This window comes from Salinibacter pepae, from assembly GCF_947077775.1.
Lineage (GTDB): Bacteria > Bacteroidota > Rhodothermia > Rhodothermales > Salinibacteraceae > Salinibacter > Salinibacter pepae.
The window spans coordinates 2200870-2226903 of sequence record NZ_CAMTTE010000001.1 but is presented as its reverse complement, the minus strand read 5'-3'; the positions used below and the strand labels follow the sequence as shown (position 1 = coordinate 2226903).

Here is a 26034-nt window from a genome sequence, read left to right as displayed (position 1 = left end):
CGCGAGTTTCGACTGTCGGGCGCCTTGTTCTCGCTTGGGTTTATTCTCGCTTAGGTGCTTGGGAGAACTTGTCCAAATCTGATATCCTTTCCGAATCTGACATCCTTGAAGACCGCCTCTCGGCAGGTACAGGACTGCGGGACGCCGGTCGGCACGCCAGTTTCGATGAGAGGTGCAGGCGGCACCCGCCCGCAGAAACATTCAGCTGGCGCCTGAGCGATCGGTAACCGAAAAGCAAAAACGGGGGTCAACAACGATGTCTTTGCCATCTCCGATCTTGGGTGTAGGTAGCGAATATGCGCCACTCGGAACGCCAATCCACCCGGATTGCCGGTCCATCCAGATGGCAAGACCGCCAACCCGTTCGTCTTTTTCAAGCAGCCGAGTTTACCTATGACGACCTCTTCCGAGAACCCATTTTTCTCTGACACCTCGCAACCTCAGGGCCCACCGGACACCTTCATTCCGCCCCCAGCCCTTGAGTCAGCCGCCGATTATGATGAGGACAGCAGTAGCTTCGGGGGGACTGACAGCTCCGGAGACGCTAGCAGCTCCGGAGAACTTGAGAGTCTCCGCCAGGGATACCTCTCCCGCCGCATCCTGGAGCTTCTGCCTGAGCTTCTCGCAGAGCCGGCCTTCCGTATTGGCCAGCGTGGCGACCTCAGGAAACGGGACGTCTTCCTCACCGGCGCGCTTCCGGTGTGGGCCGGCGCACTACCAAACGTCCGGTTCCGCTACGGAGGGACCGGGGTAAGCCCCAATCTCTACAGTGCAGTGGTCGCCCCGCCGGCATCCGGAAAGAGCGCGCTCCGCCACGCCCGCAAGTACGGCCGGCCGTCCAACAGTACGTCCAGTGGCGGGACTTCCCCAGAAAGCAGGACCTCCCCGAAAAGCGGGGCCTCCTTGGAGAGCGGGGCCTATCCAGAAGGCAGGGCCTCTCCGCAGGGGTCGTCCACTGGTCAAGAAGGACCTGAAGAAGAGCCTCCTGGTCGGGAACGGCCCGGCGTTCGGGCTGGCAGACGGCAACTCTTCCTCGCCGCGGACAGCAGCGCCGCTGCCCTCAAGCGGCGGCTTGAGGAGATTCCGCATGGGGTCATCTTCGAAACGGAATTCCAGGCGCTCAGCCGGGCCCTCGGAAGCTCCTGGGGATCGTTCACCGACGTGCTCTTGAAGGGGCTTCAGAACGAGGCCATCAGGATGAGCCGGTCCTCGAAGGGCGCGGTGACCATTCCCCACCCGGCTCCCTCCATCGCACTGGCCGGCACGCCGGCCGCGCTTGGCGGATTCATGTCCGGCAGTGGCAGCACGCCCGGCACGGGAAATGGGCTCTTCAGCCGGTTTCTCTTCTACCGGTTTGACCGGGAGTTTGAGTGGAGCCCGCAGTTCCGGAGCCCGCAGTTCCGGAGCCCGCAGTCTGAAAGTACACAGTCTGAGGGTCCACAGTCTGAGGGCCCACAGTCTGAAGATCTACAGTCTGGAGAAAGAAGAGGAAGCCTGGAAGAGAGCCTCCGGGGCGCCGGGCAAAAATTTCGGGAGGCACGTCGCCAGCTCGGCGCGAGGGAGACGCCGCTTTGGGTGAGCGTACCAGGTGCCCTGCAGGAAGCGCATACCCGGGCGTTCCGCTCCCTCACCAAGAAGTGGCGTGAAGACGAGAGCGTGCCCCGCTCCATGCAGGCCTCCCTCACTCGGGCGGGGCTTCAGGCGGTGAAAATCGCCGTAGTCCTCCGGGGCGTTCGGCTTGCGGAGAGCGGGGTTCCACCGGCCTCAACCCAGTCCATTGAGCTGGGGGCTGAAGACATGGAGGCGGGTATTCGCCTGTCTCTGACATACCTTCTCCATGCCATCGAGGTCGGGGCTCGCCTTCAAGGAGACGACGGCCCACAGGACACATGCCTTCAGGAAAAGGCGCTTCAGGAAAAGGCCAGATCTCAGGCGAAACTTAACGAGAGGAAACGGGACCTCACCGAGCGGCAGCGGGAGTATCTGGAGGCGCTCCCCGAAGATCCGTTCTCGACAGCGGAGGCGAAGGATTTAGCCTCCGGTTTCGGCGCGAGCAAGCGGGGCGTACAGCGGTGGCTCAAGTCTTGGCGGAAGGCCGGCCTACTGCGGAAACCGAAGCGCGGGATGTGGGCTAAGCGGCGCCCGGAGCGGAAGGATTCCCCCAGAACGGAGGGACTGCCCGGTGCGGAGAGTGTCATTTCTGTCATTGATGGCATTCCTGCGCTCGCTGGTGGGCGGGCGCCATGAGCGCCGGGGGCACGCGCAAGTCCTTGCGGGTGCACTGAGGAGCCCCCGCTGAGGAGCACCCATTGAGGAGCACCCGCTGAGGAGTACCCACTGAGGCCCGCTGGACATGCTACAGCCTCACTGCCGCATTGTCTTTCAGAGGTGCAGGGCGTTTTTACTGGCTCAGTTCATCGGCCCGAGCCCCCAAGTTTTTGAACCAAATTAATTTTTTGAACCAAATTGCCGTCACAGAACCAAATTGCCGCACTGGTCTGGAGGGACTCAGGATTTGCGCCTCTCACCCGGGCGTTCTCGGGGCTCCCGGACGCTCCGGGACAATGCCCTCCTGTAAGGGACAGTGCCCTCCTGCAAGAGACAGTGACCTCTTTCAAGGGACAGTGCTCTTTTTAAGGGACAGTGCTCTCTTGCGAGGGGAGGTCAACATCAGGTTTGAAGCGCCAATCAGCATTTAAGCCTTGAAGGCGAGCCTGCAACGAACACTGCTCGTTCATGCCCTTGGCTCGCCGCTTTAATGCTGCACCTCGCTCTCTGCCTCTACGCATCTCCTCTATGCATCTCTGATGCCCTTGCTCTCCTCAATTCTCAGGCTCTCCTCAATGCTGCAAGCGAACACGGCATCTTTCGCGGATTCCCCGCGGGCGGGTGAGCGCCCGCGCTCGGGCACGTTTCGATCGATGCAAGAATTCCTTCTTGACGTACATAATAGTTATGGATTAAGCGAACCCACCGGGGAGAAAAGAAAGCTTTCTTTATCTAAAAGTTTTTTCATATATACATTAATGAGTATTTTTTGCTTGCGTATACTCTACTTACCAAAACCAAATATATTGTTTGAACTGATTGACTGATCTTTTCAGCTAAACTCGGGAAGAACGCTCCCTTGATTTGACAGAGGAGTCGATTGGCCAGAAGAGAAGTCAAGAGATGGAGCCACTACTCTTGCCGAAGGAGATTCGCGGGACAAGCCGAGCATCAAAGCCAGTTCCGAAGAGAATTTTCAAACTGCTCGCTGGCTTTGACTGTGCCCGCAAAGGCAGTTCGTGCCGTGAAAGAACATCGCTTTTCGTTTCTTTGAGACGCGGATTTAGGCAACCGCCAGACTGAACCAGATTCTGGTCGTTTTAGATAAGGACTTTTCCGTCGGAGCAACTACCGAAGGAATCACGTTTGGTATCCAACTATCCACATTCGACAGTCCACTTGCCAGAGACCAATCTTTGGCAGCGTTGACTTCTCTTCCGATCAGAGCCGGAGGGTTTCCGTCTCCCTCATGCATCCTCAATACTCTAAACTTCCCTACAGCTCCTCTGGACTTCTTCACATTTTGGGTCAAGTACCTGATCAGGTACCCTCCTGCCAAGTGATCTCCTGTCAAGTAACCCCCTGAACGTCTTGAGGGCTTTCGTGCGCACATTTCGGAAACTGTGGCGCCACCCCTGGCAGAACTGGGGGCTGCTCCTGCACGCGGCTGCGCTCACTGCGTGCATCCGGGGCGGGCTTTCGGCCACCTCCCTGAGCCGCATGACCCGAGTCCTACGGCGCGTGGCGACAGGGCTTCCCCAACGGTCGGCGGCAACGCCCCGCTACCGCCTACGCGCCGCCTGGGCCGCCCATGCGGTGGGCCGGCGCCTCCTTCCTGAGCGGCCCTGCCTCACGCAGGCCCTCGTCCTGCAGTATCTCTTGCTCCGCCGCGGGGACGACGCGGCCGAACTGCACATCGGGGTGAGGAAGGACGAGGCCACAGACCTCCAGGCGCATGCCTGGGTCGAGCACAGGGGGCAGGTGCTGATTGGAGGCACGGGCGCCCCCGACACGTACGAGCGGTTTGAGGACCTCGGGGCAAAGCTTGAGGCCGAAAACACGCCCACTCGGGCATCTTGATGCGCCTTGCGGGCAGCAATTATTCCCGCTTCATTTCCAGACTGGGGCTCTCTGCTGGAGATCACTGCCGCTAGCATTTTCTCACTCTCTTCTCCCAACTCATCCAGAGGCTCAAGAGGAAGAGCGAATGGAACGTTAGTGTTACCTGATTGCTATAGCCTCTGCCATTTAAACGGCTCTCTCTTGGCCTCGGATCGCCCCCGATGACATCGCGTCCCACGCGGGACACACGCTCATCGGACGACGCTCATCTCCCCCAGTCGTTCATGTCGTTTCCTACGTCCTCACCCACCGTGCAGGCGCCTCTGCCTTCCGGTCGTCCCGACGGCTCGTGGAAGGGCTTCTACGGCCTCCTGCTCACCGCCGTGCTGTTCGGCCTCGCCTTCTCTCCGCCGGCCCAGGCCCAAAGTCCCGACCAGGCCCAGAGCAAGCGCGCCAGCGATACGTTCTACATCAAGCTTGGTGGGGGGCTGTCCGACTACGCGGGCGGCAACGACGGGACATTGTCCATCGATCAAACGACTGAACTGAGGGAGTTTTTTGATACCCGTAAGTTTACCGACCGAGGGAGCTTTCCGTACGTGCTCGTCGGAGAGCTGGGCTACCAGTTCTCGCCCGGGTTCGGCCTCGGGCTGGGCTACCAGTTTGGGCAATACCCCTTCGCCAACGGCATTCCCTTTACCACCACCCCGAGCGCGCCGGGTCAGGGCGGCGACCTCGGCCAGTCGCGACACACAGTACAGCTGCTGGCCCGGTACATGGTGGGGGCCTCCGTGTGGACGTTCAGTCCCTACGTCGACGCGGGACTCAACGTGTCACTAGGGGGCTTCTCACCAGGAGTCGGACATCTGGTTGGGATCGGGGTGGACGCCTCCGTGAGCGACCGCATGTCGCTTTTTCTGGAGGGCCGCCTCAACTTTACGTTCCCGGACGACGCCGTTGACGGCATCAGCAGTGCAACCCGTGCCGACGCCCTCAGCGCCCTGCCCGCCGTCGGGCTGAGGTACACCTTCAGCCGACCCGCGGTGCCGCCCCAAATCTTAGAACTGAGCGGCCCTGCCGAATTGACCGCCGGCGAGTCGGCTGCCTTCGCCGCCCGCGTGAACGAGGAAGAGACCACGCGCCCACTGTCCTACGAGTGGGAGTTCGGAGACAGGCGGACGGCCACCGGGCTCACGCCGTCGCATGTCTACAACGAGCCCGGCACCTACACCGTCGCCTTCACTGCCCGCAACGAGGCCGGCGTGGCCCGCGACTCCCTGACGGTGAGCGTGGTCCCGCCCCCACGCCCGCCCCGCATCGTGTCCCTCGGCGCCACGCCCGACCCGGCCTCGCCGGGCGAGCCGGTTCAGTTTGAGAGCACAGTGGAGGGCGCCGGGCCCCTTACCCTGAAGTGGGACTTCGGCGACAGGCGCTCGGGCGTGGGACCCGCTCCCACCCACACCTACGACGCCCCTGGGGAGTACACCGTCCGCCTCGTCGCGTCCAACGAGGACGGGACGGCCACCGACTCGCTTACCCTGCCGGTGGAACGTGCGCTCCCGGCCGTCTGCACGACGGTGCAGGAGTTCAACTCAGTGTACTTTGCCCGGCGAGCAAGCTCACTTGACTCGACGGCCCGGCAGAAGCTCCGAGAGAACGCGGAGGTGCTCCGCAACTGCCCGAACCTGTCGGTCCGCGTGGAGGGCTTTGCGGCTCCGGACGAACCAACGCCCCTGCCGCTCTCTCGGGACCGCGCCCGGGCGGTAGCGGAGTTCTACGAAGACAACGGCATCGCGCCCGGCCGCATTACAACGAGCGGAGAAGGGGCCGTCGGCGACCTGGGGGGCAAGAAGGGCGCCGACGAACAGAACCGCCGCACCGACTCCATTCCGCAGCGCAACGGCGACCTGTAGCCGCTCGCCGGAGGGGCGCCCGGAGCCGTCTCGGCGCTTCGCCCTCCCAATCCTTCATCGGGCAGTGGCCCCTGTGCCCGCGCCTAACTTTCCCTAACCGTGCCACTGAGCGGCCGTTGTGTCATACGGTAGCACTAGCGGCATGGGGGGCCGCCACTTCATGAATGCAACCTGCCAGATAGGAGCATCGACGCCTATCATCCATCTACCACCGTATCATCCATTCGTTCAGCGCCGTAGGTCAGTTCGTGCCGGGCCACAGATGGCAAGGCCACCTCCCCGCCTCGCCTCCGTGGGCGGGTCAGCACTTCCTCTAACGGGTCGGGCCCCGTTGGCTCACTTAAAACGTTAGTATCCAGCAATGTTGGTATCCAGAAGGTAGCGGATCATCAGTACAGCAAAGCTCCCTGCAGAGGACATCTTGTCCCAAAGCAAATCACAGATCAACTTCCCGACTACCCTCTTCGCTGCGCAGCCCCTCCAGGTCTTCTTCCTTAAGCGGTGAGGGCCCGCGGTTCTCTCGGAAGCGGCGGTACGTTCGGCCGAAGCTTTCCACCTCCTCCCGTACCGCGCGCTCGAGAAGATAAATCGCCTGTTGATTGAGGCTGCGCCGCTCTCGGTCAGCCATCTCTTCAATTTTCTCTTTGAGAGAGCCGGGAAGGCCTTTCAGCGTAATTGAAGCCATCGGACCGGTGGTTGCTGGTGGCGTGCTTTTCGAAAGCGGTTCATTTTGATTATGCAATGGTGACACGGTTCACCAAACTTCGGGTTTACTTTCGATCGGAGACTCAAGTAGACCATGGGCTCAAAGCATTGGACATGAGCGAAGGAACAGCCCCCTCCGGCTTTACCGAACTGCCGCTCATGGTGGGACCTGAACCTGTTAACCTCCAGCTCCTTCACGGCGGGAAGTCGAGTGCGACGTGAGTCCTCTCCGCCGAAACGCCGCACGTGTCGTTCTGCTGATGGAGCAATTCTGAGTACAGGCAATCGAGCCGTGAAAGTAAGAGGTTGGTGCGTTTAATCTCTTCAGATACCTTAAAGGCCGTCTCCAACCTCTTCTTCCCGAACCGGGCGTACACCTTTCGGCGTACCTCGGCTCTCTACGAAGTCTCTATTGAGGCACATCGGCCTCACGTTTCCGCAATGACCTACCACATTCCCATTCAGGAACGCTTACTTCAGCCCCTTCCCATCTGGGGCAGGCTTCCAATTTCGGGGTGCAAGAATCCCCTACCAATTCCCGGATACTTATCCGGTCCCTCCTGCCGTGACTTCCAATCACTGTGTCTGGGACTTCGTCGGTCATCTTCTGTACTTTGTATTTGAGTCTTCGTTATCCATCTTCGCCAGTGTCAGCCATTTCGGGCTGCTCCAAGGCTACTACATGGACTCCGCCGACACCCAGCAGGCATCGGTAGATCTAGGTACCTTAACATCCTGCTAAGTGTATCCTGGATTTCGCAGGTTCATTCACATTCGCCAAACGTAGGTCCCGCCTATTCCTTGTCCCTTGTACCCGGCAGAACAACCGGGCTATCGCGATTAGAGCCTTAAAGCGTGGTTCAGGCTCTATGTCTCCGTCTCACTGGAAAACTATCTGTTGGGTAAAACAGGAACCCTTCAGTGATCGCGCAGACCTCTTTTGGCTTCCCGGCAGGAGACATGTAGAGTTTCTGCATGATAACAGTGGCAATTTGCCTCTCACGGGACTTAACTCCGCCAAAAGATTCAATCTCTGAAGTAGCTTCAGTCCGGGGTGCTTTTTCCCGATGGAACTGAGGCGGTTCTTTGAAAATGACCTTGTTTGGCCATCGCCAAGGGGAGCACCTTAGGGCTTGCTACTAGCCCCGTCTCCCCATTCCTGGGCCGGATTCTCCACGGCACGTCCTATTGCGTACCGCTTAGGCCCGTAGGGCAGTCGTGCTGCTCACGTCAGCACGCGTTCAATGTGAAAAGAACAATGGATGAGCCTGCGATTTCCAGCTCACTGTTTCGCAAGCAATAATTTCCTCGGTTCATCGAGGGGGAAGTCAACCCCTCGTTTCCAAGAAATACAGGCACGAAAGGCAGACCAAAAGGAGACTGCGACGAGGGGCACCTGCTCTCACGCTTCAGCGTCGAGAATGGCGTCCGCGACGCGAGGAAGGTGCTCTATTCCCTCCGGGTACGTAAGCTGCCACACGGGGATCTGCTCCACGAGCTGGGACAGCACGTTCAACCGACGGGCCTGCCAGCTGGCCGCCTCAACGAGCCGGGGGAGGAATGAGTGGCGAAGCGCGGCCTTCAGGGCTTCGGTTGGGGCGACCGGCTGGATCTGAATTGAGGTCTTGTCGGTGCGCTCGGGAAGATAAAGGGCCTGCAGCGGGCGGACATCATCACAGAAGGTGCCGAGTCCGTCGGTTCCGATGGGCACGCGGCGCTTGTAAGTGTACGGATGGGCCCGGCGCAGGGCGTCGGGATTTTCGACGAAGTGACGGGCATGTGCGGGCCACATACGCATCTGCGGATATCCAGGCTGCCCGCGAATCGCGTCGCCCTCTACGCCAAGGGGAAGCAGGTCATCGGTGAGGAGCGGGTGCCCTTGTTGCAGGAGCGACATGGCGAGGGTGGTCTTCCCCCCCTGTTTGGAGGCGAGAAAACCAACTGCACCGTCGCCAAGGGCAACCGCCGAGGCGTGGAGGGCCGGCACGCCCCGCCACTCCAGCCAAAACGCGAGCACGGTGCCAAGCAGCCACAGCTCCAGGGCGTACGCGTACGTGTCGTCGTGCAGGAGGTATTCGATGCGCTCCGACCCGATGGAAAACGTCGCCGCGCCGACGAATCGGGCGACAAAGCGGTCTTCGACGCGATACAGACGGATCGCGGGAACAGAATCAGGATCTCGTGTCGGGCTCGAGTAGAAGAGGTCCTGGTCCGCAAACTCGATGGGTTCACTCACCGCCACCACATGAAGGTCGGGGGTATCGGACCGGGGCGGAAGGCTCGGAATAAGATCTAGATCCGTTGCCACCGTAACCCCGTAGACGCCAACCCGGGAGAGAGTGGAGGGGGCGTTAGGGGAAAGAGCCATCGGGGACGTGCAGCAAGTCGTGCACCGCGAGCTGTTTGGCAAAGTCGACGAGGTCGGCGCGCAGGGTCGTTTCGCCGACGGAGTATGCCTGGTGGAGAGCGCCCATCGTATCGCCGATGGTGCCGTGCTCAACGAGCGCGTGCCACATGGCAGCAGCCGTGCCGCCGAGTTCGATGCAGACGTCGGCCTCTGGATTGGCAACGATTGTGTGGTTGCCGACTTGGCCGAAAAGAACAGGTGGACTTGGCCGGATGGGCCCAGCGGGGTCCGGTTGAACCTGAACGGAAGCGGAGGACTCTCGATGAGAAGAGTCTACTCCAGACCGGGTTTTTAAGCGATGCTCAGGAGGCACGACGCTTAGTCCTTGCTCCACCTGTTTGCGCTTCGGGTTCCACGTAGCGGTATCCGCTTCGCCCCAGGGAAGGCAGAGATGCTCAGTGCGCCCAATCCAGTAACGCTCGTCGGAGTGGCGTTGGTGCCACTGGGCCTGCCATTCCGAATGATCTTCGCCCAGCTCTTCGGGGGCGTAGTCGTGCAAGTCTCGAGCATTCACACAGGCCGTTACCCGCGGTTCTTCCCGCTCGATCGTTGCGCAGAGCTCCGGGTGGGCGTACAGGGGGGCAAAGATAACCTCTCGGTCGGGATGCTGCCGGAGAAACCGACGAAACCGAGAGCCTGTGAGCGCGCAGTCGTCGACAACCACGAGCGGTCCTTCCCCAGAAGTGGGAGGTTCGAGCCGGGCGTGAGGAAGGTCGAGCGCATAGCTCAGCATTCCGAGAGCAACCAGGCCTCCACGGGGAATCCCAACAAAATCAGCATCTTCGAGCGTTCCGTTCTGGAGACGGTCAGAGAGGCGTTCGGCAAGGATCTCACAGTCGCGCTCAACCTGATCGTAGCTCACATGTCGAGCCCGTTTGAGCAAGGCCCGGATGCGCCTGCTCAGGCGCTCAAGAACGGCAGCCTGCTCCCCATCCAGATTTCCTAGTGCCGCGAGGGTAGGGTCGGGGGTAGGGCGCACCACGAGGACTGTGCCCAACGCATCGAATTCCAAAACTGCTTGATCTGCAAGGTGCCTCAACACGTCGCGTGCCGGACAGCGGCTTCCCGAGTTAATCGGACCGCTTAACAAAATGTGTGCACCTATCGACGACGCATGATCTTTCGTCATCCTCCACATCCGTTGCCGTTCCCGTTTCCGTTGTCGGATGCTGGCGGACAGTTAATGGACGCTGAATTATCTTGAAATGTGTCCCCAGACCCTCCCACATCTCCCGCAGAAGTCAGGTCCAAAACGGTTCCCCACCGCTCGACAGAGGGAGACTGGTAGTCTGAATTGGCTTTTTGGTCTGTCATAACCTTTCGATCTGTGATAGTTTATAGGTTGTACTGCTGCACCCACATGTTTAGGCAAAGGGCGAGCCAAAACCGAAAGCTTTCTTCTTTCTGGTCCCTCAAGCGACCCTTGTAGTAGGCTGTGAGCGGCTCTGAGTTTAGGTACTGATTGTTTTGAAGAATGTACTTGTGAACCTGTTCAGGAGACTCATCCTTTAGCGCATGCTCGTATAGGGGTTTGAGACTTACCTTTTGTAAATTGTTTCGGGCCGCATCCGGCGTGATGCCGCGCATAGCCCGACGGGCGATACTCTTGTTCTGCCCGCGCTGAAAAATCTGATGCTGAGGGACGGCCATTACGTACTCAATAAGCCGCCGATCCGCCCATGGATCCGCGTAGGTCATGTGGTGATGGGCGAACAGCCGCTCGGACCAGGCGCCGATGCGTCGCTGAAGGGGAGAGTGGATCGTCTCGTACCGCCGTCGCCGGGCAAACTGGCGCAGCCCTGATGGTATTTCTTTACGATCAGGCGAAAGGCCCACTGCGTCTCGCAGGTTTTCACTCATCCAAGGGGGCGGCGGTGCGGAAGATTGAGCCGGGCGCACCGTGCGCCACAACCGCCATAGCGGTTCGCGGAGGCGGGGAAGCATATCCTCCGGCCAGATGTGTGCCCGGATCGGGCGGTACAGGGTGCGCCAAATCAAATCTTTGAACGACAGCCCGAGGGTCTCGTGCTGTGCCTGCAGTTCCTCCCGGAGGGTTTTTAGTCTACCCTTGCGAAGGAGCGTGATGTTGTCGAAAATCCAAGAGCCAACCATCAGGTCCCCATTTTGCCCACTCAGCATGCAGCGCACCCCGTGCTCTCGGGCACGCCGCAGTCCTTCGGCAAGGAGGGCCTGGTAGTGCGACATAAACGGGGAGTCCCGATCCGGCACTCCGTGAGGCGGACCGATCAGGCGGACCGACTCTGCATCGATGGGCGTGGACGGAAGGTTGTAGCGGTCGGTGATCTGAGTGCTCACCTCACGCTCATCGCACTGCGTGAGGGTCTTAAAGGCCCATGAGTACGTCTGTAACGTTGGGCAGCCGATGCCCTCCGTCTCCTTGAGGTGGCCCGCCATGGACGCGATGCTACCCGAGTCCACCCCGCCGCTCAGAAACAGGCCCACCGGCTGGGCACTTCGGAGCCGAGCGCGTACGGCCTTTGCAAACACCTCGCGGAAGTGCTCGACGTAATCGCGCTCATCGTCGTACCGGATGCGCTTGTCCGGGTCCACGTCCCAGTACCGCCACGTTTCGGGCGAGCCGCCGGGCCGTGCGAGCAGGGCATGGGCCGGCTTTAGCTGAAAGATGTCTTCATAGAAGGTCCAGTCGAGCGGCTCGAGCCGATTTTGGAGATACGCGGCCACCATTGGCTCTGAGATGCGAGCCGGAACCTCCGGCGCCGCGAGAAGCTGCTTCACGTCGCTCCCGAAAAGCAGGCGGTCGTTTTCAATGCGATAGTGGAGCGGCCGCATCCCCATCGGGTCGCGTGCCGCGAACAGGCGGCGCTCTTCAGGGTCCCAGAGGGCGAACGCAAAGTCGCCGATCAGGTGCGCAGGGCAGTCGGTGCCCCACCGGTGGTAGGCGGCGAGAATTAGGTCGGCGTCCGTAGGGGAGGCCGTGCGAAGCTGACGTCGCACGTTGGACTGCAGGGTCGAGCGGTCGTCGATCCGGGCGTCCGCCACGAGGATGAGGCCATTCTCAACGATGGGCTGGGATTCGCGTTCGTCGGCCGCCGTGACGTTGAGCGCGAGATGGGTCAGGCTGGCCCGCGCTCCCGACCAGGCCTCGATGCCGTCGGGCCCACGGTACGCGGCGGCATCGGCCATCTGGGCCGCTGCTTGGGCGTGCCTGGGCCGATTGGTCCAGTGGATGCACCCGCAGAGGCCGCTCATGGGCAAGACGAGCCGGATACCGGAGTTGAGTCAGGGCGGTCGGCAGGCGTGGTCGAACGCACCTTGCGGGCGAGGTCGCCGAAGCGCTCATACTCCTGGGGGGAGTCGGCCCCGCCGATGAGCACCTGTCCGTTGCGCTCCACCCAGGCATGGGCCTGGAGGCCACCCTCGTTCTTCGCGACCCCAATGTGCAACTCAGCCTCGTCGTCGCCACGGCGGAGCAAGAGGTACTGCAGGACGAGGGCCTGCGTGAGACAAGGCCGTTCGGGGAGGAAGCGCCGCCCGACGGCACGGGCGGCCCAGGCAGCACGCAGGCGGTACCGCCGCGTTGCGGGGAGGCGCTGTGGAAGCTCGGCCGCCACCCGCCGGAGTGCCCAGATGACCCGGTTCAAGGAGTACAAGGAGAGGCAAGCCCGGACGCACACGGTAAGCATTACCGTGTACAGTAGCAGCCCCCAGTTTCGCCAGGGGTGCTGCCACATGGTTTGGAGCAGACGGTGTGGCGGGCGCATGCGGATCGAAGGACAATGCATTCACGAAGAACCCGTCCCGAGTTGGCACTTTCCTGAGTCGGCACTTTCCTGAGTCGGCCCTTTCTCGAAAGCCGGTCGAAACAGAAATCAGTCCGAGGCGCAGCGGGCAAAGTCACAGTCTATGGCCCCCCAAGTGACTCTTATTCAGATCCATTCACCCATCCCCCAAGGGTATAACGGAGCTGCTCTCCAGCCTCTTCACTGATCTCTTCAATGTAGTGGTGTTTGTGGTCGTGGACATCGAAGAGCACCAACCGGTTATGGCGAAAGCCATACTCCGTTTTGTTTGACTCCGCATCCACTAGGTGGAGTGCGCCTCCCCATTCTTCACGCCACTCTGGGTTCAGGTAGATGATATACGCAATCTTGCGTTCTCCTCCTTGATCGGTGTGTGGTCTCAGGTAGTCGCCCACCCCATATGCGCTCGCTGCGAGAGATTGGAGGTCCGTGAGCGCAGTGCCCGTAAGCTCCTCCAAGTACTCAATGAAGGCCTCACCGCCAATTAGATCTCTCACTCGTCGGTACTTGATGGGGCGAAAGCCAGAAGTCCCGTCCCGCATACCGTCTTCCCGAGAGAAGGTATACATCCGGTCCGCATCGTCGGCCCGCTCCCACGCGTCGCGGTCGACAGGCTCATCGACACCGTACAGACCGTAAATTCGCTCGAACGCAACCCCATCGGAGAGGAACTCGTAGACATCCTGGGCCACTTCCGTCTTCAGAAAGTCATCGATACAGAGGGATTTTATATTCCCCCTACCGAAACGCTCTCTGTATCTTTTTTTGCCCTCTTCCTGCAGGTGTCTTTCTAAAACGTATTCAGAGACTTTAGGAGTACCAGTAAGCATTTTTTGTGCTGTGTGTGAGGATCAAGCTGCGCAAACTCCGTGCCCTCGCGCCGGTTGGCGGTCCAAATTCCCAGCAGAGTGGGACGAAGAACGTGCTCAGAACGGATCTGTCCCCCTCGCAATGTCTTCCTCAACCGATTTAGCAGGCGGCTCTTCTAATCCGTCCCGTGGGAGCGATGTCGTTTCATTTGTGTCGACCTGGGAGGGATCCCGCCATCCATGCTCTATCTGTGCCTTCCAGGACGAAGCGTAGTGGCCCTCCTGTTCGACCAGTTCCTCGTGCGTGCCCGACTCGATGATCTCGCCGTCGTCCATCACGTGAATGATGTCCGCATGCATCGCCGTCGTGAAGCGGTGAGTGATGATAAACGCAGTGCGTCCCTCATCCACGAGGCGCCCGAAGCTTTGCAGCCACCTGTTTTCCGCCCACGAGTCCATTGCGCTCGTCGGCTCGTCGAGGATGACGATCGGCGCGTCGCGGTAGTAGGCTCGGGCCAGCGCAATCCGCTGCCACTGCCCCCCGCTCAGGTCCGTACCGCCCTCAAACCAGTGCCCGAGTTGCGTGTCGTAGCCCTTTGGGAGGTCCTGAATGGTGTCGTGGATCAGTGCCTTCTGGGCCGCCCGTTCAAGGGCCTCCCGCCCCTGCTCACGGTGCACATCCCCCATGATGATGTTCTGGGCAACCGTCGCCTGGTACCGCATCGGATTCTGGAACAGCGTCGTAATTTGATCGCGCAGGTCTTGGGTGCGATATTCGCGGACGTCAACCCCGTCGATCAACACCCGGCCCTCCTGCGGGTCGTAGAGGCGCCCCAGGAGCTTCGACAGCGTCGTTTTGCCCGCGCCGTTTTCCCCAACGATGGCCGTGACCTTCCGGGCCGGCAGCGTGAGGCTGAAGTTTTCCAGCACATATTCTTCGGTCTCCGGGTAGCGAAACGAGACCTCCTCGAACGTGATCGTCTCCTGGGGAACCGGGTCTTCGTCCCGTGGCTCCTCTGGGTCCTGGATCGTCGGCTCAAACGCGAGAAAGTCGAACAGGTGCTCCAAAAACATGGCGTTCGTGTAGAGCTTGCCGGCGTTCTGGAGCAGGTTTCGCATCAGGCCCTGCCCCTCCCGAAAGGATCGGTAGAACAGCCCCAGGTCGCCGATGGTCGCCAGCCCCCGCATGGCCCGCCACGCCATGACGCCCATCACGGTGCCCATCGCGGCCAGGGCCATCAGCCCGGCCCCAACGGTTGCGAGGCCCTTGTTTTTTTCCAGCTCAATCCGCTCGCCCCGAAGCCACTTCCGCACGTCGCTGTACGCCTCGGCAAAATGATCGCCGAGGTCAAACGCACGAATTTCCTGGGCCGCAAAGTCGTATGTCAGCATCATGTCGTAGTACCGGGCCCGGCGCTGGTCTATCGTACGCCGCTCCCACCAGTTGTGGTACTTGCGGTTGTGCTTCACCACCACGTAGAGGGCCGGAAGCGTGCTGAAGATAAGCACCAGCGGAATCCACAGGCCGTACGGGACGAGGATCGCCGCAATCGTCACCAGCGTGATCCCATTTTGCAGGAATCCGCCCAATTGCTGGAGCACCTCAAGGGACTTGCTGCTTGCCTTGCTACTTGCCTGATTGAGGGTGTCGTAGTAATCGGACGACTCATAGAAGGCAAGATCGAGACGGCCAGCCTGGTCGTGGATGAGTTTTTGGATGTGGTCTTCAACGTGCTCCGACTGGGCCGTCTGAACCCAGCCATTCACGGCCTTCGTCACCTGCTGCAAAAGGAGCACAAGCGCCATGAGGCCGCCAGGAATCGCAATCAACCGCACATTTTCCCAGGCCAGGCCTTGTCCAATTGCCTGCGACGCGGCATCCAGAACCCACTTCGTCAAGTACACGCTCGCCCCCGGGAGGAGCCCCTGCAGCCCCAGCAGAATCCCCCAGACAAGCACCCACTGAGAGGCCGCGTCCCACATGAGCCTCATGACCTGCGGGACGTACGCCAGCAGGTGACCTATGCTCTGGACCACCTCCCTAATGCTTTTGGGGCTATCCTCATTCATATGCGTGGCCGCTCACATGCACAGAAGAATGATCTACAGAGGTGCTTGCTACACCCACGTTTCTATACCCTCGTGGCAGGCCTTCTCTGGCGCCCGCTCATGCGCTACACGCACCCCTGAAACTGCTCTTCCCTCACGTCCTTCTCCACAAACTCTATTGTATCTTTTATTTTTTTCGTACTATACTCTCTTACTAGAATACGTACTGGTACCGACCCCACAATCTCCGCGACGGAATCGAAATACCACTTGTCAATGCCCGTCTTTTTGAGAAAGCGGAGCGCATAAGAATTCAGTGTCACCTGCATGTATGCATTCGTGGGGGACGGCACGTCTACCCTAGGCAGACCTTCTTCGTTTTTGTCCTCGTACCCGAGCAGATAGATGCATTTGAGCGGAAAAGAGGCTGTGGGGCCGTCTGGTACGGCGTAGCCCTTCTTGGGATAGCCCGGGTACAGCGCCGACAGGTTCTCAGCGTCGGAATCCAGCGTGGCCGCCGCCGCGTCGGGCCAGAGCTTAAAGTGTCGGCCTCCAGGAGTCACCTGTGGGGATGCCGTTGAGGTGTCGATGGCAAGCACATCGTCGGTGAGCACGGGATATCCCTCTTTCATAAAAGCAGTGGCCGTCGTCGACTTTCCCATCCCTTTCTCGCCCGCAAATGCCACTGCTCCGTCCCCGATGGCAACTGCACTCGCATGCAACGTCACCCGCTGTCGCTGGTGAAGAAGCACCCCTAGCCCCGAGCCCGCAACCAGCAGTTCAATGATGCGATCATCGGCCCCCTCCACCGGATCGACCACGATCCTCTTGCCGTTCCGAATGGAAATCGTAGCCCACTCTCTCCAGTGGATTAATATTTTGCTTCCCCTGTTTACTACAGTTCGTCTTCCGTCTTCTTTCTCTTTTGGATCTGTTACCGCCCCAACCTCAACCACCACGTCAGTGTTTTTCGTTTTCTGTATGGCCTTTAGTCCAGGCATTTTTAGGCAAGACCGTATTTTTAATCCATGTGCAGTGTAATAAAACATTCTAAAAAATCGGTTTCAAGGGACAACATGTACAAGGACATTCCGAAGATACACGCCCCAAGAAGACCCCGCCTGGAAAGTCGAGGTGTGCATTCCTCAGTACTCGGTCGCGAGGGGTCACGCCCCGACAGGTAAGTGCGCAGCCGGAACGCGACACGGAGCACAAGATCACTGAGCGGCCCCTAATACGCTCTCAGTGCGTAGTGTAAGAACCCTCCGCAACGAGGAGAGTGGGGCTCTACTAGCGGGAAAAGCCTCTCCAGAAGAAAACCCAGCACCGATGCTAAGACACCGGCGCTGGGCTCTTTTCATGTACACCGATTCGTGTACACCGAAGAATTGGACCTTTTGCCTACGCACTTACCCCTTCGTTGGGCTGCTGGGTGTCACCCTGAGGGACATCGGTCACGTTATTGGTGGCAAATTTCCCCGTGAGCGTCTCAACATTGCCGAGTTCTGCGATCTCCGGGGAGCTGTACGGAAGCTTTTGGGTGCTCATGTCAGCCTTGGGTAGTTAGTTGAAAGAACAGTTCGGTTCATGGGTATGGCTTGGCTATACCCATAAGTTAGCATAGCGGCTCAGCACCGCAAAAGTCAATACTTTTGTTAAGTGCAGTAATAAACTTTTGGATTAGCCTTCTTCGAAACGGCGAAGCCAAAGTTCAAGCGTGAGCACGTTCCACAGGTGATGAGCTTCTACGCTTGTGGTTTGACCTGAGTCGAGGGCCGAGTCGCAGCACTTCCGAACCGTGTCCACATTCACGTAGTCGCGAATGCGCAGTGGGCGCGACAAGAGCTCACTGAGTCGGCCTGCGTTGGCGTCGACAAGTTGCCGTCGAAACGCATGTCCCAGATTTCCTTTGTCTCGGCGCCACCGAATCTTCTCCGGCAGAATACCGTCCGTCCCAAGTCGGTGAATCCGACGCGTCCAGCCTTTCCCCAGCTTCAGCTCCGGAGGGGCCGCGAGGCAAAACTCGACGAGCCGGCGGTCCCAGAATGGGAATCGTGCCTCGATGCCCACGAGGGCGGCCGTGCGCTCTGTTTCCTCCAGGGCCGCAACGATGCCACCGCCCGTGAGGCGCCGATGCTGGAGATCGCGCTGGCCGGTGGTATTTTTTCGCGCCTCCTTCAGAATGCTGCGCTTCCGCTCCGTCCAGCCCGAACGGTCTGCGAAGTCGGAATCTAGTAGGTCGTCTTGGTCGATGAATGTATCGTCTTCTTCCCCATCACCCAGAATCCCCCTCGTCGCGTGGCGGAGGCGCTGGTACCCGGGGATGCGTGAGACAACTGGTCCCGCAATGAAGTGAATCAGGTATGGCCGGGCAATCTCGTAAGCGCTCCTCCCCATGTTCTGAGCGTACGCCCGCACCACGCGGGCAAACGAAAACCAGCGTCCGGCTTCGGCCAGCTCACGGAGCCGCCCGAAGCCGTGTGAGACCGTGCTGTCCCCATCGAACCCACTCAGGACCACGCGGGCCCCATCGGACTGCAAGATGTCATATGCCTTGTGCTGCACGTATAGATTGCCCCCTCCCCGCAACGGAATATCCAGCGCGCCGGAGAGAGTGTCCAAAAATGGGTATATGGGATTGATTGAGTCTCCGCGGAAGGAAGTGTGCGCGAAGTCATGCGCCTCAAGAACAGCGGAGATGTATTCCCGCTCGTCGCTTTCGGGCGTCTCGTCGAACACACACGAAATGGTGCGTATGCGATCATCCGCTTGCTTATCGCGGACCTGATGTGCCGCGCACGCGACGGACGAGGAGTCCAGCCCACCGCTCAACATGCATCCAATGGGGGCCTGGCTCCGCATGCGGTCCGACACGGCGGTCGTGAACAGCTCGCGGAATGCCTCCGCGTAGTCCTCTCGGGAGTCCAAGTTCAATGTCCGGCCGGGATCCAACGACCAGTACTCGATAGAATCGCTTTGCGCCTTGCCGACCGTCTTCGCATGCGCGGGCGGAATCCGTCGTATGCTCTTGAAGTACGTGCTTTCCTTGTCCCCCCCAAAGTACCCGAGTTGATCCGCGATGCGCATCTCGTTCAAGGTTTGCGGGACGGCTTCAATCTGAAGGAGTGATTTTACCTCGGAGGCGACCGCAAAGAGTTGCTCGTGTAGCTGACAGTAATACAGCGGCTTCACCCCAAAGTGGTCTCGAGCACAGAAAAGATATTGTTCACGAGCGTCCCACACGCAGAATGAAAAGGCCCCCAGCAGTTTCTTGGGACAGTCCCGTCCCCACCGTTTGTATGCCTCGAGGATGATCTCGGTGTCCGTGACCGGGCGTCCGTCCGGTGCAGGTGGGGTGAGCGTGCCGATGAGCGCACGACGATTGTCGATTCGCGCATCCGCGGTGACGACGTAGCTTCCAGTCCGGTCCACCAGCGGTAGCGACTCGTACCGGTCTTCAGGCGTCGTTTGGAGTAGGCAGTGCCCGAGCCCCACCGGACCCTCTCGCCACGTGTGAATCCCGTCCGGCCCGCGGTGCTCCATGGCCCCCACCATCCGGTCGATCTCCTCGTCGACGGGCCGCCCGTCGAGATGGTAAATGCCCGCAATCCCGCTCATCGGCGCATCAAAGCTGTGAGGAAGGGTGCTCTGCCCGGAACGACTCCCGCACTACGCCTCGCGGACGTCCACGAGCCCGTTGTCCTGCAGGTCATCGAGAAGCGCAAGAACGTCCTCCCGGCATTCTTCGCGCCCTACATCGTAGGCGTCCGTGATCGCACGGACAATCGCCTCGACGGACGTCGGCTCCTGCAGTTCTTTCCAGATCGCCCCTCCGACCGAGTTGAGTCCGTAGTAGATTCCCTCGTCAAGGTCCAGAAGAACATGCTCCCCTTCGATTTCCGTGGAGGTGACGCCGTCGGACGCGACGACAGTAGAGGCGTTCGTCATGTCTTTGTGTTCAACCATGGATGGCAGTGACGTTGAGAATCGGAATGGATGTTGGGCTTTGAAAAGCTGTACAGAGGAGTCGCAGGCACGTATGGGCGGCGCAAATCGGGCGGCGGGCCTCCCGTCTGGACGCCCCCCCCTCCACGTGTGTCATAACGCCCATCGCCCCCCGGTTCCGGCTCGTGTCCGCTCGCAGCGGTTGGCCGCCTGCACCTGAGGACCTCGCGATGCACGCGCTATGCATTCTCGCGCCAACAGGTATCCCCGCGCCAGTAGAGCAGCAGACCGAGAGGCTCTTTGCAAAATGCCCACTGATCAAAAGAAGCGTCGCCCACCCCGGCATTCTTGTTCTTTTGGATTGTCAGTCGTGCTCCAAAGCACCGAACACCGTTGGGGAGCGCGGCCCTCTCCCTCTCTAATTCTTAATCCAGCTCGGTGACGACCGTGGCCGGGTTGCCTGCCACCACCGCCCCCGGCGGCACGTCGCGGCTCACGACGCTCCCCGCGCCCACCACGCTCCCTTCCCCCACTGTCACGCCCTTCAAGATCAGGCTGTCCATCCCGACAAACACGTCGTCCTCGATTACGATGGGCGCACGGGCCCCGGCGTTGAAGTTCTCGCGCCGCACCTCCGGCCGCAGCGGGTGGAAGTCCGTGTCTACGACCGAGGCGTTCGAGCCGATCTGCACGCGGTTGCCAACCGTGATCTGTTCGGCCGCCACGAACGTCGTCCCCGAGAAGCCGCAATTCTCGCCCACCTCAATCCGCGCGCCTGCCATCCGAGTCGCGAGCACTACCGGGTGGTGGGGCACTAGGGGATTCGACCGCGGCCACGACCGAAGATAGATTCCATCCCCGAGTACGATTGTGCTCGACCGGTGCCGCTGAATAATGGGCATGCCCAGGACGCGCCACCCGCGCCCCCACGCCACCCCATGGTACGCAAAGGCGCACCGGATGTAGGGGTAGGCCAGCCGGCGGCGCACCTCGTTCGTGATCCGCCAGGGCATCTGTAGAAGTTCGGACAAACGAGGACTCATTGCGTATGCGTCATCAGCGCGGGGTGGCTGGGCGAATGGACGGGGGGCGTAGGAGCGATTCCATGGATCAAGAGGGCGGCGCCCTGCCTTCGCAGTCATCCGGGCGGCATTTTCTTCAAGACCGGAGGCCCCAATTCCATAGGTTGACCGCCGGCCCCGGGCCCTGACGGAGATATTGGAGCGTCCTGCGGTGTATTTCAAAAACGCCGCGGATCGGGTCAAAAGCCAAAGAGGCTCTCACGGGCCGCGAAGCGCCGACCGCACGTGCTGGGCCTGCTCCCAGAGGTTGCGCACGAGGGAGTACCCGGCGTAGTGGATGCTGTGGGACACGGTGTCTTGAACGGTCCAGTACAGCCACATCCGCTCGGACACGCTCACCCCCACGGAGGACAGCCCGGACCGCAGTTTGCGCACCCCCCATCGGCCAATGCGGTTGGCGTGCCGGTCGCGCTCGATCTCGGCGTGCACAAAGTCTGGCAGGGGCGTCTGGAAAAGCTCGTGGGCGATGAACAGGTTCGCGAGCAGCAGCCGCGCCTGGGCCGTCTGCTGGGCCTCGTCCCACAGTGCCCGCCAGTTCAGATCACCTTCCAGCTCGTCCGTGGCCCAAAGGCACTCGGCAACGTCGCAGGTGTACTTCAGGCGGTTCCAGCGGTTCTTGATCGCCTGCTGGCACAGCATCAACAGCCGATCCCTGGGGTGGAGCAGCCGAATGCAGGCACCCTCCACGGCCTGCCGTACGGACCGGCCCCAGAGACCTTCAAACTGGGCCCCGCTGGCGTGCACAATCGGGGTCAGGCTGGCGTGCAGGTCAATGGCGAAGGTATTGCCGCGGATGAGGGCCGTCTGCTGATTCAGATAGACCCCGAGGCGGTCCAGAAGCGATGCCGTTCGGTCCCGAAACGGCCTGTACTCGTCCTGGAGAAGAAGCGACTTCGCGTGCTCGAAATCCGCCGGGCGAACCACAAGGTCAATGTCGCGGGTATGCCGGTACCGGCCATCCCGATATACCGTGTAAGCAAGCACGGGGCCCTTAAACGCAAGGCTCTGCACCCCCGTGTCGGCGAGGAGCGACTGGACGCGGCCCATCTCCCCGATCAGGAACTTGTTCTGAAGCGCGGCCGCCCGGGCCATGGACCCGAGGCTGTCCTGCACGTCGGCCGGCACCCGATCCGGAGGAAGGGACATAAGCCCCCGATACAGCGGCCCACGGACCCGGTGGTGCACGGCGAGCTGTAGGAGCCGGTCCCAGTCTGTGGCCTCAGAGAGCCGGGCCGCAACCGCCTCTGCACGTTCGGCCCCCGTCCCTGGGCGAACACAGGCCACGAGCAGCCGAAATGGGGAGGACGACGATGTCACGGGGAGATGCGAAACGGTGCGGAAGTGGGCCGGGCACGCTCTCTACTGAGACATAGTAGTGAACATCAGCGTAACGATTCCCCCAAGGGAGCGTCAAGCCCATGCGAAGATTATTCCCGTCAGCGAGATGCGGTGAAGGCGGCGACGGGCCGCCCAGACCGGGAAGAACGTACGTACGGGGGTACATTTTCTCGGTTTTCGGTTCCGACTCTCGTCCCTACGCCGCTGCTCATGATTTCCGCAAGCCCCTGTCCACGAGCGGGCTGCGAGGAGTGGCAGGCCCGCAGGATTTTTCTGGGTGGGACGGACCGCTGCATCCGTACGCGATGGAACGTATTTTGTCGAATATGATGGAGTAAGGTTTCGCGCTACACTGTAGAGGTGAGATGCTGGATTGGGCATCAGCAGACCAGAGGCACAGACATCATTTGCACGTACTTATTTTGGACGCCATGACCACAGACTCGTCTTTCGGCCGCTGGTACAGTGTACCGGGGCTCCTCGCGCTCGTTCTGGTTTGTGCAGGGGCAGTGGGCATGGAGGCCGCCTCCCCCAAGGCCTCGCCTCTACGATCGGCGGAGCAGACGCCCCTCGCGCCGGCGGACACGCAGCACATCGCCCTCGAGGAGGGATGGAACCTGATCTCCAGCCGGCTGGTGCCGGACGCCCCGAGCATGGAGGCCGTGTTCGCCCCGATCGCCGACGCGGTCAAGGTCGTCAGAGGCCCGTCGGGCACGGTTTACAAACCCAGCGATGGCACGAACACGATCGGCGACTGGGAGGTGCGGGCAGGCTACGAGGTGTACGTCACATCTCCCCAAACCCTCGTCATCGAAGGGCGTCTTCCGGTTAGCAACGAGGCCGACATTCCCCTTGAGAAGGGCTGGAATACCGTCTCGTATCTGCCCAACACGTCCCAGGAACCGATGGAGGCGCTGGCCTCCATCGAAGGCGCGCTTTCAATGGTCAAGGATGAGACGGGAGACGCGTTTGTCCCCGACGAAGGCATCAACCAACTCGAGCAACTAGCGCCCGGGGAGGGGTTCAAGGTGCATGTTTCAACCTCGCAAACGCTTTCGTACCCCGATCCTCCGCTTTCGAGCAACTTGGAGTACCCGACGGCTTGCTTGAACGCACCGAAATCAGTGGCAGTCGGGGAATATGGAACGCTTAATCCTGGGGCATCCGCCGACAGCCTAAACCGGGTTTCTAATCTTGAGGCCGTAAACGCTGCGATTGCAGACGCTCCTGCTGGTGGAACTGTGTGCCTCCCTTCGGACAGCATCTACATTGCTGCCGATCAAAAGTGGAGTGATGACTTTCCAGACCGTGACACCCGCCACCACATCGAAATTCGGAGGGATAGCATCACGATCATGGGAGCGGGGGCCTGCGGGTGGGGAGACATGGGTGGATGTTCCTACATTGGGACGCCTGGAAGCGAAGAATCGTATATGTACCTCGGCCCCGACCCTAGTGGGTCTGACCACACAGATGTGATGCGCGGAAGTGGCATGGCGATTTTCCCAGGGTTGGCTCAGGGAAGTGCCGACTCTGCTCGTGCCATCACGCTGAAGGGATTCGAGCTTCACGGTCAAGCCGAACACACTGGAGACTACAGTTGGAACCTCGATGAAGACTCTGTAGACACATATAATGGTTGGGACTTGACTCATAAAGGATTTCACCTATCGGCTAACCCTAGTGGCAATCTTACAGACCTAAAAATCGAGGACGTTCATGTGTATGGCTATCGAGGAGAAGTCATTTACAATGGCGGTTTCGGACTGGGCACCGTCACTGTTCGGCGCGTATGGAGCCACGAGAGCAACGGGAGTGCGTACAACATTGCCACGGCGAAAGATCAGCTTGTAGAAGACTCGAAGTTTGGGCCGAGAGTTCGGTTTTGGGGGGAGCTTCTGGCCGAAGGGATTCCAAATGCAACCTCCGTACACCGGAATAACACATATGAAGGGTGTAATACGGGGGACGGCTGTATAGCATTGGCCCTTGACGATTCCCAAAATCTTGCTGACGGGCAAACATGGACGTGGACGAACAACTCTTTCGACCACTCGGGGTCGACAAACCCTCACTTTCTCTTGGAAAGTGGTCCGTACGATTTGAACATCACGGACAACACGTTTCAGGGAGGGAAGCTGTGGCTTGCGAATTTCGGGTCAGGGGGAGAAAGGGCCAATCTGGACGTGTCGGGAAACGAGCACGATACGGAGGGGACGCACCCGATGAAATGGCAAAACGGATACTACGAGGGTGTGATTACGGAGAACACATTTTTGAACTCGGCATCACCTTACAGGGCAGCGGGGTCTACCGACATGCAGGGACTCGTTATCACAAACAATGAGTTCGATGGAAGCAAAGGTATTTCCTTCGGTGGAAACGGCGCTGACGTCTACCCCCTCTTGGAAGAAAATACGTACACTGGAAATGGCCCTCCTAGCCCAAGAACGCTGTATAGCGACGAAACTATTCGGGCATACTCGGAACAGTACGCAGTAGAAGAAGGGCTCAACGGCCCGTATAATGTGGAGCTTGAAGCGAGGGCATCTGATGGACAGCGTGTGTGGCTGTTTGGTGGCAAAGGTGAGATTGTTCTTCCAGCTGACTCTTCCAACCATGCCTGGACAAGTGACTTTAGCCTCACGTCTTCAAGTGACTCAGTACAAGTAGAGTTTGACCGTCCCAGCAAGATGTGGAGCATAGTCGAATAGCCGAATAGCGTGCTCACTCATAACTCTACCTTAACTTCGTATTTGTTTTTAAATTTCAATTTTAACTTCTTCATTGGCCTATCTACTGAACTTGGAGACATCCCCATAAACCTCAGCGTATTTTGAGCCCACCTTAGACATTGAGAAACGTTTTCTTGCTCTGCGGGCCAACTGATGACGCTTTGAGTCAGTCCACATAAATCTCTCATTAAAAGATCTCAGGGCCTCTCCAATCTCCTCCACGTCTGGAGCAACGATAAGTCCCGCTGCCCACTCCTGAAGAAAGTCCCAAGGTGTGGTGTCTGTAGTCAGCACGGGGGTCCCGACTTGTAGTGCCTCAAGGACAACGAGTCCGAAGTTCTCAGAGTGCGTGGGTAAACACATTAGATCCGCCCCTTGGAGATACGTCCACTTTTCGTTTCCCCACACAGGGCCTTCCCAATCTACTTGGGGCAGCCGATCTCGATGCTGCTGTGCGTATGACTTGAGCTGCTCCGCGTAGTCGTCAGGGCCTGGCCCTACGATCACGAGACGTTTTTTCTCCTTGGCCGAAGACGGTAGATCGACGAGTGCCTCCAGCAGCATGTGCAGTCCTTTCTTGGGATGTACTCGTGACAGATACAGCAGCACCCGTTCATCATCGGGCCATTCCAAGGCCTCCCGGGCCTCGGAGTACGCCGGTCCAACATCGTCGGTGATCGCCAGAGGAATGGACCGAAGTTGGTCTTCTGAAACGAATGCCTGGAGATTCGACGCTTCCTGTTTGCTCGTCGCGAGCACACCATCGGCCCCCTGCAGGTGAAACCGCCCGACTGCGGCGTAGTACGGGTGCTTCTTCCATTTCTTTTGGGCCCAGGCCCATGGCTCCAGCATGCCGTGCGGGGACACGACGTACGGCACGTCGAGGCGGCGGCACAGCCACGACGCCCACGCGTGGTCGGGCTGCCAGAGGCCGTGAAAGTGGACCAGGTCCGGGGGACGGCTCCACACCTCGGATGCCGTCGCACGTCGCCGAACCTGGACGTCCCGCGGCTCGAAATAGTCGTCGAGCATCTCGATCGCCCGCTCGAGCCCGCCCTCCGCTTGTTGAGGAGGAGGCTCGAAGAATGCGACGTTCAGGGACATGCTATTGGCATAAAAAATGAGACTTACGCCCCCCTACTCTTCCGCCCGGCCCCCT

The 26034-nt window shown here is 59.9% G+C and carries 18 protein-coding genes; 4 read left to right on the top strand and 14 right to left on the bottom strand.

The genetic code is table 11. From position 1 onward, the window contains the following. Positions 1 to 393 precede the first annotated feature (393 nt). The 3 genes from OJA40_RS09325 to OJA40_RS09315 all read left to right on the top strand — a co-directional run bounded on the left by OJA40_RS09325 (position 394) and on the right by OJA40_RS09315 (position 6023). Positions 394 to 2247: a YfjI family protein gene (locus OJA40_RS09325; RefSeq protein ID WP_259110656.1), complete on the top strand. Its 1854-nt coding sequence runs from the start codon at positions 394 to 396 to the stop codon at positions 2245 to 2247. Positions 2248 to 3651: 1404 nt separating this feature from the next. Further along, positions 3652 to 4128, top strand: a complete 477-nt coding sequence (locus OJA40_RS09320) for a lasso peptide biosynthesis B2 protein (protein WP_259110659.1) — start codon at positions 3652 to 3654, stop codon at positions 4126 to 4128. A 266-nt stretch (positions 4129 to 4394) separates the two neighbouring features. Beyond that, positions 4395 to 6023: a PKD domain-containing protein gene (locus OJA40_RS09315; protein WP_263810433.1), complete on the top strand. Its 1629-nt coding sequence runs from the start codon at positions 4395 to 4397 to the stop codon at positions 6021 to 6023. 436 nt (positions 6024 to 6459) lie between these two features. Here OJA40_RS09315 and OJA40_RS09310 read toward each other — a convergent pair whose 3' ends face one another. The 13 genes from OJA40_RS09310 to OJA40_RS09250 form a co-directional block, all read right to left on the bottom strand. Next, positions 6460 to 6708 carry a hypothetical protein gene (locus tag OJA40_RS09310; RefSeq protein WP_263810432.1) on the bottom strand — a complete coding sequence of 83 codons (249 nt, stop codon included), beginning with the start codon at positions 6706 to 6708 and terminating at the stop codon, positions 6460 to 6462. Between the two features lie 1422 nt (positions 6709 to 8130). After that, positions 8131 to 9096: a hypothetical protein gene (locus OJA40_RS09305; RefSeq protein ID WP_259110665.1), complete on the bottom strand. Its 966-nt coding sequence runs from the start codon at positions 9094 to 9096 to the stop codon at positions 8131 to 8133. Beyond that, on the bottom strand, positions 9080 to 9997 hold the full coding sequence (locus OJA40_RS09300; RefSeq protein WP_259110666.1) for a PqqD family peptide modification chaperone: 918 nt from the start codon (positions 9995 to 9997) through the stop codon (positions 9080 to 9082). Before OJA40_RS09300 ends, OJA40_RS09305 begins: the two co-directional genes overlap by 17 nt. A gap of 473 nt (positions 9998 to 10470) precedes the next feature. Then, on the bottom strand, positions 10471 to 12366 hold the full coding sequence (locus tag OJA40_RS09295) for an asparagine synthase-related protein (RefSeq protein WP_263810430.1): 1896 nt from the start codon (positions 12364 to 12366) through the stop codon (positions 10471 to 10473). Next, positions 12363 to 12848 (bottom strand): lasso peptide biosynthesis B2 protein, encoded by a 486-nt coding sequence (locus tag OJA40_RS09290; RefSeq protein ID WP_263811020.1) that lies wholly within the window; start codon positions 12846 to 12848, stop codon positions 12363 to 12365. The genes OJA40_RS09295 and OJA40_RS09290 overlap by 4 nt, the downstream gene beginning before the upstream one ends. A gap of 191 nt (positions 12849 to 13039) precedes the next feature. Beyond that, positions 13040 to 13747 (bottom strand): 2OG-Fe(II) oxygenase family protein, encoded by a 708-nt coding sequence (locus tag OJA40_RS09285; protein ID WP_259110672.1) that lies wholly within the window; start codon positions 13745 to 13747, stop codon positions 13040 to 13042. Positions 13748 to 13843: 96 nt separating this feature from the next. Next, the gene (locus OJA40_RS09280) at positions 13844 to 15796 is read right to left on the bottom strand and encodes an ABC transporter ATP-binding protein (RefSeq protein WP_259110674.1); all 1953 of its coding nucleotides are present in this window, start codon (positions 15794 to 15796) and stop codon (positions 13844 to 13846) included. A 104-nt stretch (positions 15797 to 15900) separates the two neighbouring features. Continuing rightward, positions 15901 to 16776: a hypothetical protein gene (locus OJA40_RS09275; protein ID WP_259110676.1), complete on the bottom strand. Its 876-nt coding sequence runs from the start codon at positions 16774 to 16776 to the stop codon at positions 15901 to 15903. Between the two features lie 400 nt (positions 16777 to 17176). Further along, positions 17177 to 17323: a hypothetical protein gene (locus tag OJA40_RS09270; RefSeq protein WP_259110677.1), complete on the bottom strand. Its 147-nt coding sequence runs from the start codon at positions 17321 to 17323 to the stop codon at positions 17177 to 17179. A gap of 132 nt (positions 17324 to 17455) precedes the next feature. Further along, the gene (locus OJA40_RS09265) at positions 17456 to 19393 is read right to left on the bottom strand and encodes an asparagine synthase-related protein (protein ID WP_259110678.1); all 1938 of its coding nucleotides are present in this window, start codon (positions 19391 to 19393) and stop codon (positions 17456 to 17458) included. A gap of 51 nt (positions 19394 to 19444) precedes the next feature. Further along, positions 19445 to 19741: a PqqD family protein gene (locus tag OJA40_RS09260; RefSeq protein ID WP_259110679.1), complete on the bottom strand. Its 297-nt coding sequence runs from the start codon at positions 19739 to 19741 to the stop codon at positions 19445 to 19447. 404 nt (positions 19742 to 20145) lie between these two features. Then, complete coding sequence (locus OJA40_RS15305) at positions 20146 to 20751, bottom strand: acyltransferase (RefSeq protein WP_272504090.1); 606 nt, start codon at positions 20749 to 20751, stop codon at positions 20146 to 20148. A gap of 249 nt (positions 20752 to 21000) precedes the next feature. After that, a complete protein-coding gene (locus OJA40_RS09250) occupies positions 21001 to 22086 on the bottom strand; it encodes a nucleotidyltransferase domain-containing protein (RefSeq protein WP_263811019.1) in 1086 nt (361 codons plus the stop codon). 485 nt (positions 22087 to 22571) lie between these two features. Between OJA40_RS09250 and OJA40_RS09245 the strand changes: the two genes are divergently transcribed. Next, positions 22572 to 24854, top strand: a complete 2283-nt coding sequence (locus OJA40_RS09245; RefSeq protein WP_263810426.1) for a hypothetical protein — start codon at positions 22572 to 22574, stop codon at positions 24852 to 24854. A 78-nt stretch (positions 24855 to 24932) separates the two neighbouring features. Here OJA40_RS09245 and OJA40_RS09240 read toward each other — a convergent pair whose 3' ends face one another. Beyond that, positions 24933 to 25979, bottom strand: coding sequence for a glycosyltransferase (locus OJA40_RS09240; protein ID WP_263810425.1), 1047 nt, complete (start codon positions 25977 to 25979; stop codon positions 24933 to 24935). Positions 25980 to 26034 lie beyond the last annotated feature (55 nt).

What these genes read in the sequence shown, in the direction of transcription:
- OJA40_RS09325 (WP_259110656.1), top strand. Translation starts at nt 394, where the DNA reads ATGACGACCTCTTCCGAGAACCCATTTTTCTCTGACACCTCGCAACCT.
- OJA40_RS09315 (WP_263810433.1), top strand. Translation starts at nt 4,395, where the DNA reads ATGTCGTTTCCTACGTCCTCACCCACCGTGCAGGCGCCTCTGCCTTCC.
- OJA40_RS09310 (WP_263810432.1), bottom strand. Translation starts at nt 6,708, where the DNA reads ATGGCTTCAATTACGCTGAAAGGCCTTCCCGGCTCTCTCAAAGAGAAA.
- OJA40_RS09305 (WP_259110665.1), bottom strand. Translation starts at nt 9,096, where the DNA reads ATGGCTCTTTCCCCTAACGCCCCCTCCACTCTCTCCCGGGTTGGCGTC.
- OJA40_RS09295 (WP_263810430.1), bottom strand. Translation starts at nt 12,366, where the DNA reads ATGAGCGGCCTCTGCGGGTGCATCCACTGGACCAATCGGCCCAGGCAC.
- OJA40_RS09290 (WP_263811020.1), bottom strand. Translation starts at nt 12,848, where the DNA reads ATGTGGCAGCACCCCTGGCGAAACTGGGGGCTGCTACTGTACACGGTA.
- OJA40_RS09285 (WP_259110672.1), bottom strand. Translation starts at nt 13,747, where the DNA reads ATGCTTACTGGTACTCCTAAAGTCTCTGAATACGTTTTAGAAAGACAC.
- OJA40_RS09280 (WP_259110674.1), bottom strand. Translation starts at nt 15,796, where the DNA reads ATGAATGAGGATAGCCCCAAAAGCATTAGGGAGGTGGTCCAGAGCATA.
- OJA40_RS09275 (WP_259110676.1), bottom strand. Translation starts at nt 16,776, where the DNA reads ATGCCTGGACTAAAGGCCATACAGAAAACGAAAAACACTGACGTGGTG.
- OJA40_RS09270 (WP_259110677.1), bottom strand. Translation starts at nt 17,323, where the DNA reads ATGAGCACCCAAAAGCTTCCGTACAGCTCCCCGGAGATCGCAGAACTC.
- OJA40_RS09265 (WP_259110678.1), bottom strand. Translation starts at nt 19,393, where the DNA reads ATGAGCGGGATTGCGGGCATTTACCATCTCGACGGGCGGCCCGTCGAC.
- OJA40_RS09260 (WP_259110679.1), bottom strand. Translation starts at nt 19,741, where the DNA reads ATGGTTGAACACAAAGACATGACGAACGCCTCTACTGTCGTCGCGTCC.
- OJA40_RS09245 (WP_263810426.1), top strand. Translation starts at nt 22,572, where the DNA reads ATGACCACAGACTCGTCTTTCGGCCGCTGGTACAGTGTACCGGGGCTC.
- OJA40_RS09240 (WP_263810425.1), bottom strand. Translation starts at nt 25,979, where the DNA reads ATGTCCCTGAACGTCGCATTCTTCGAGCCTCCTCCTCAACAAGCGGAG.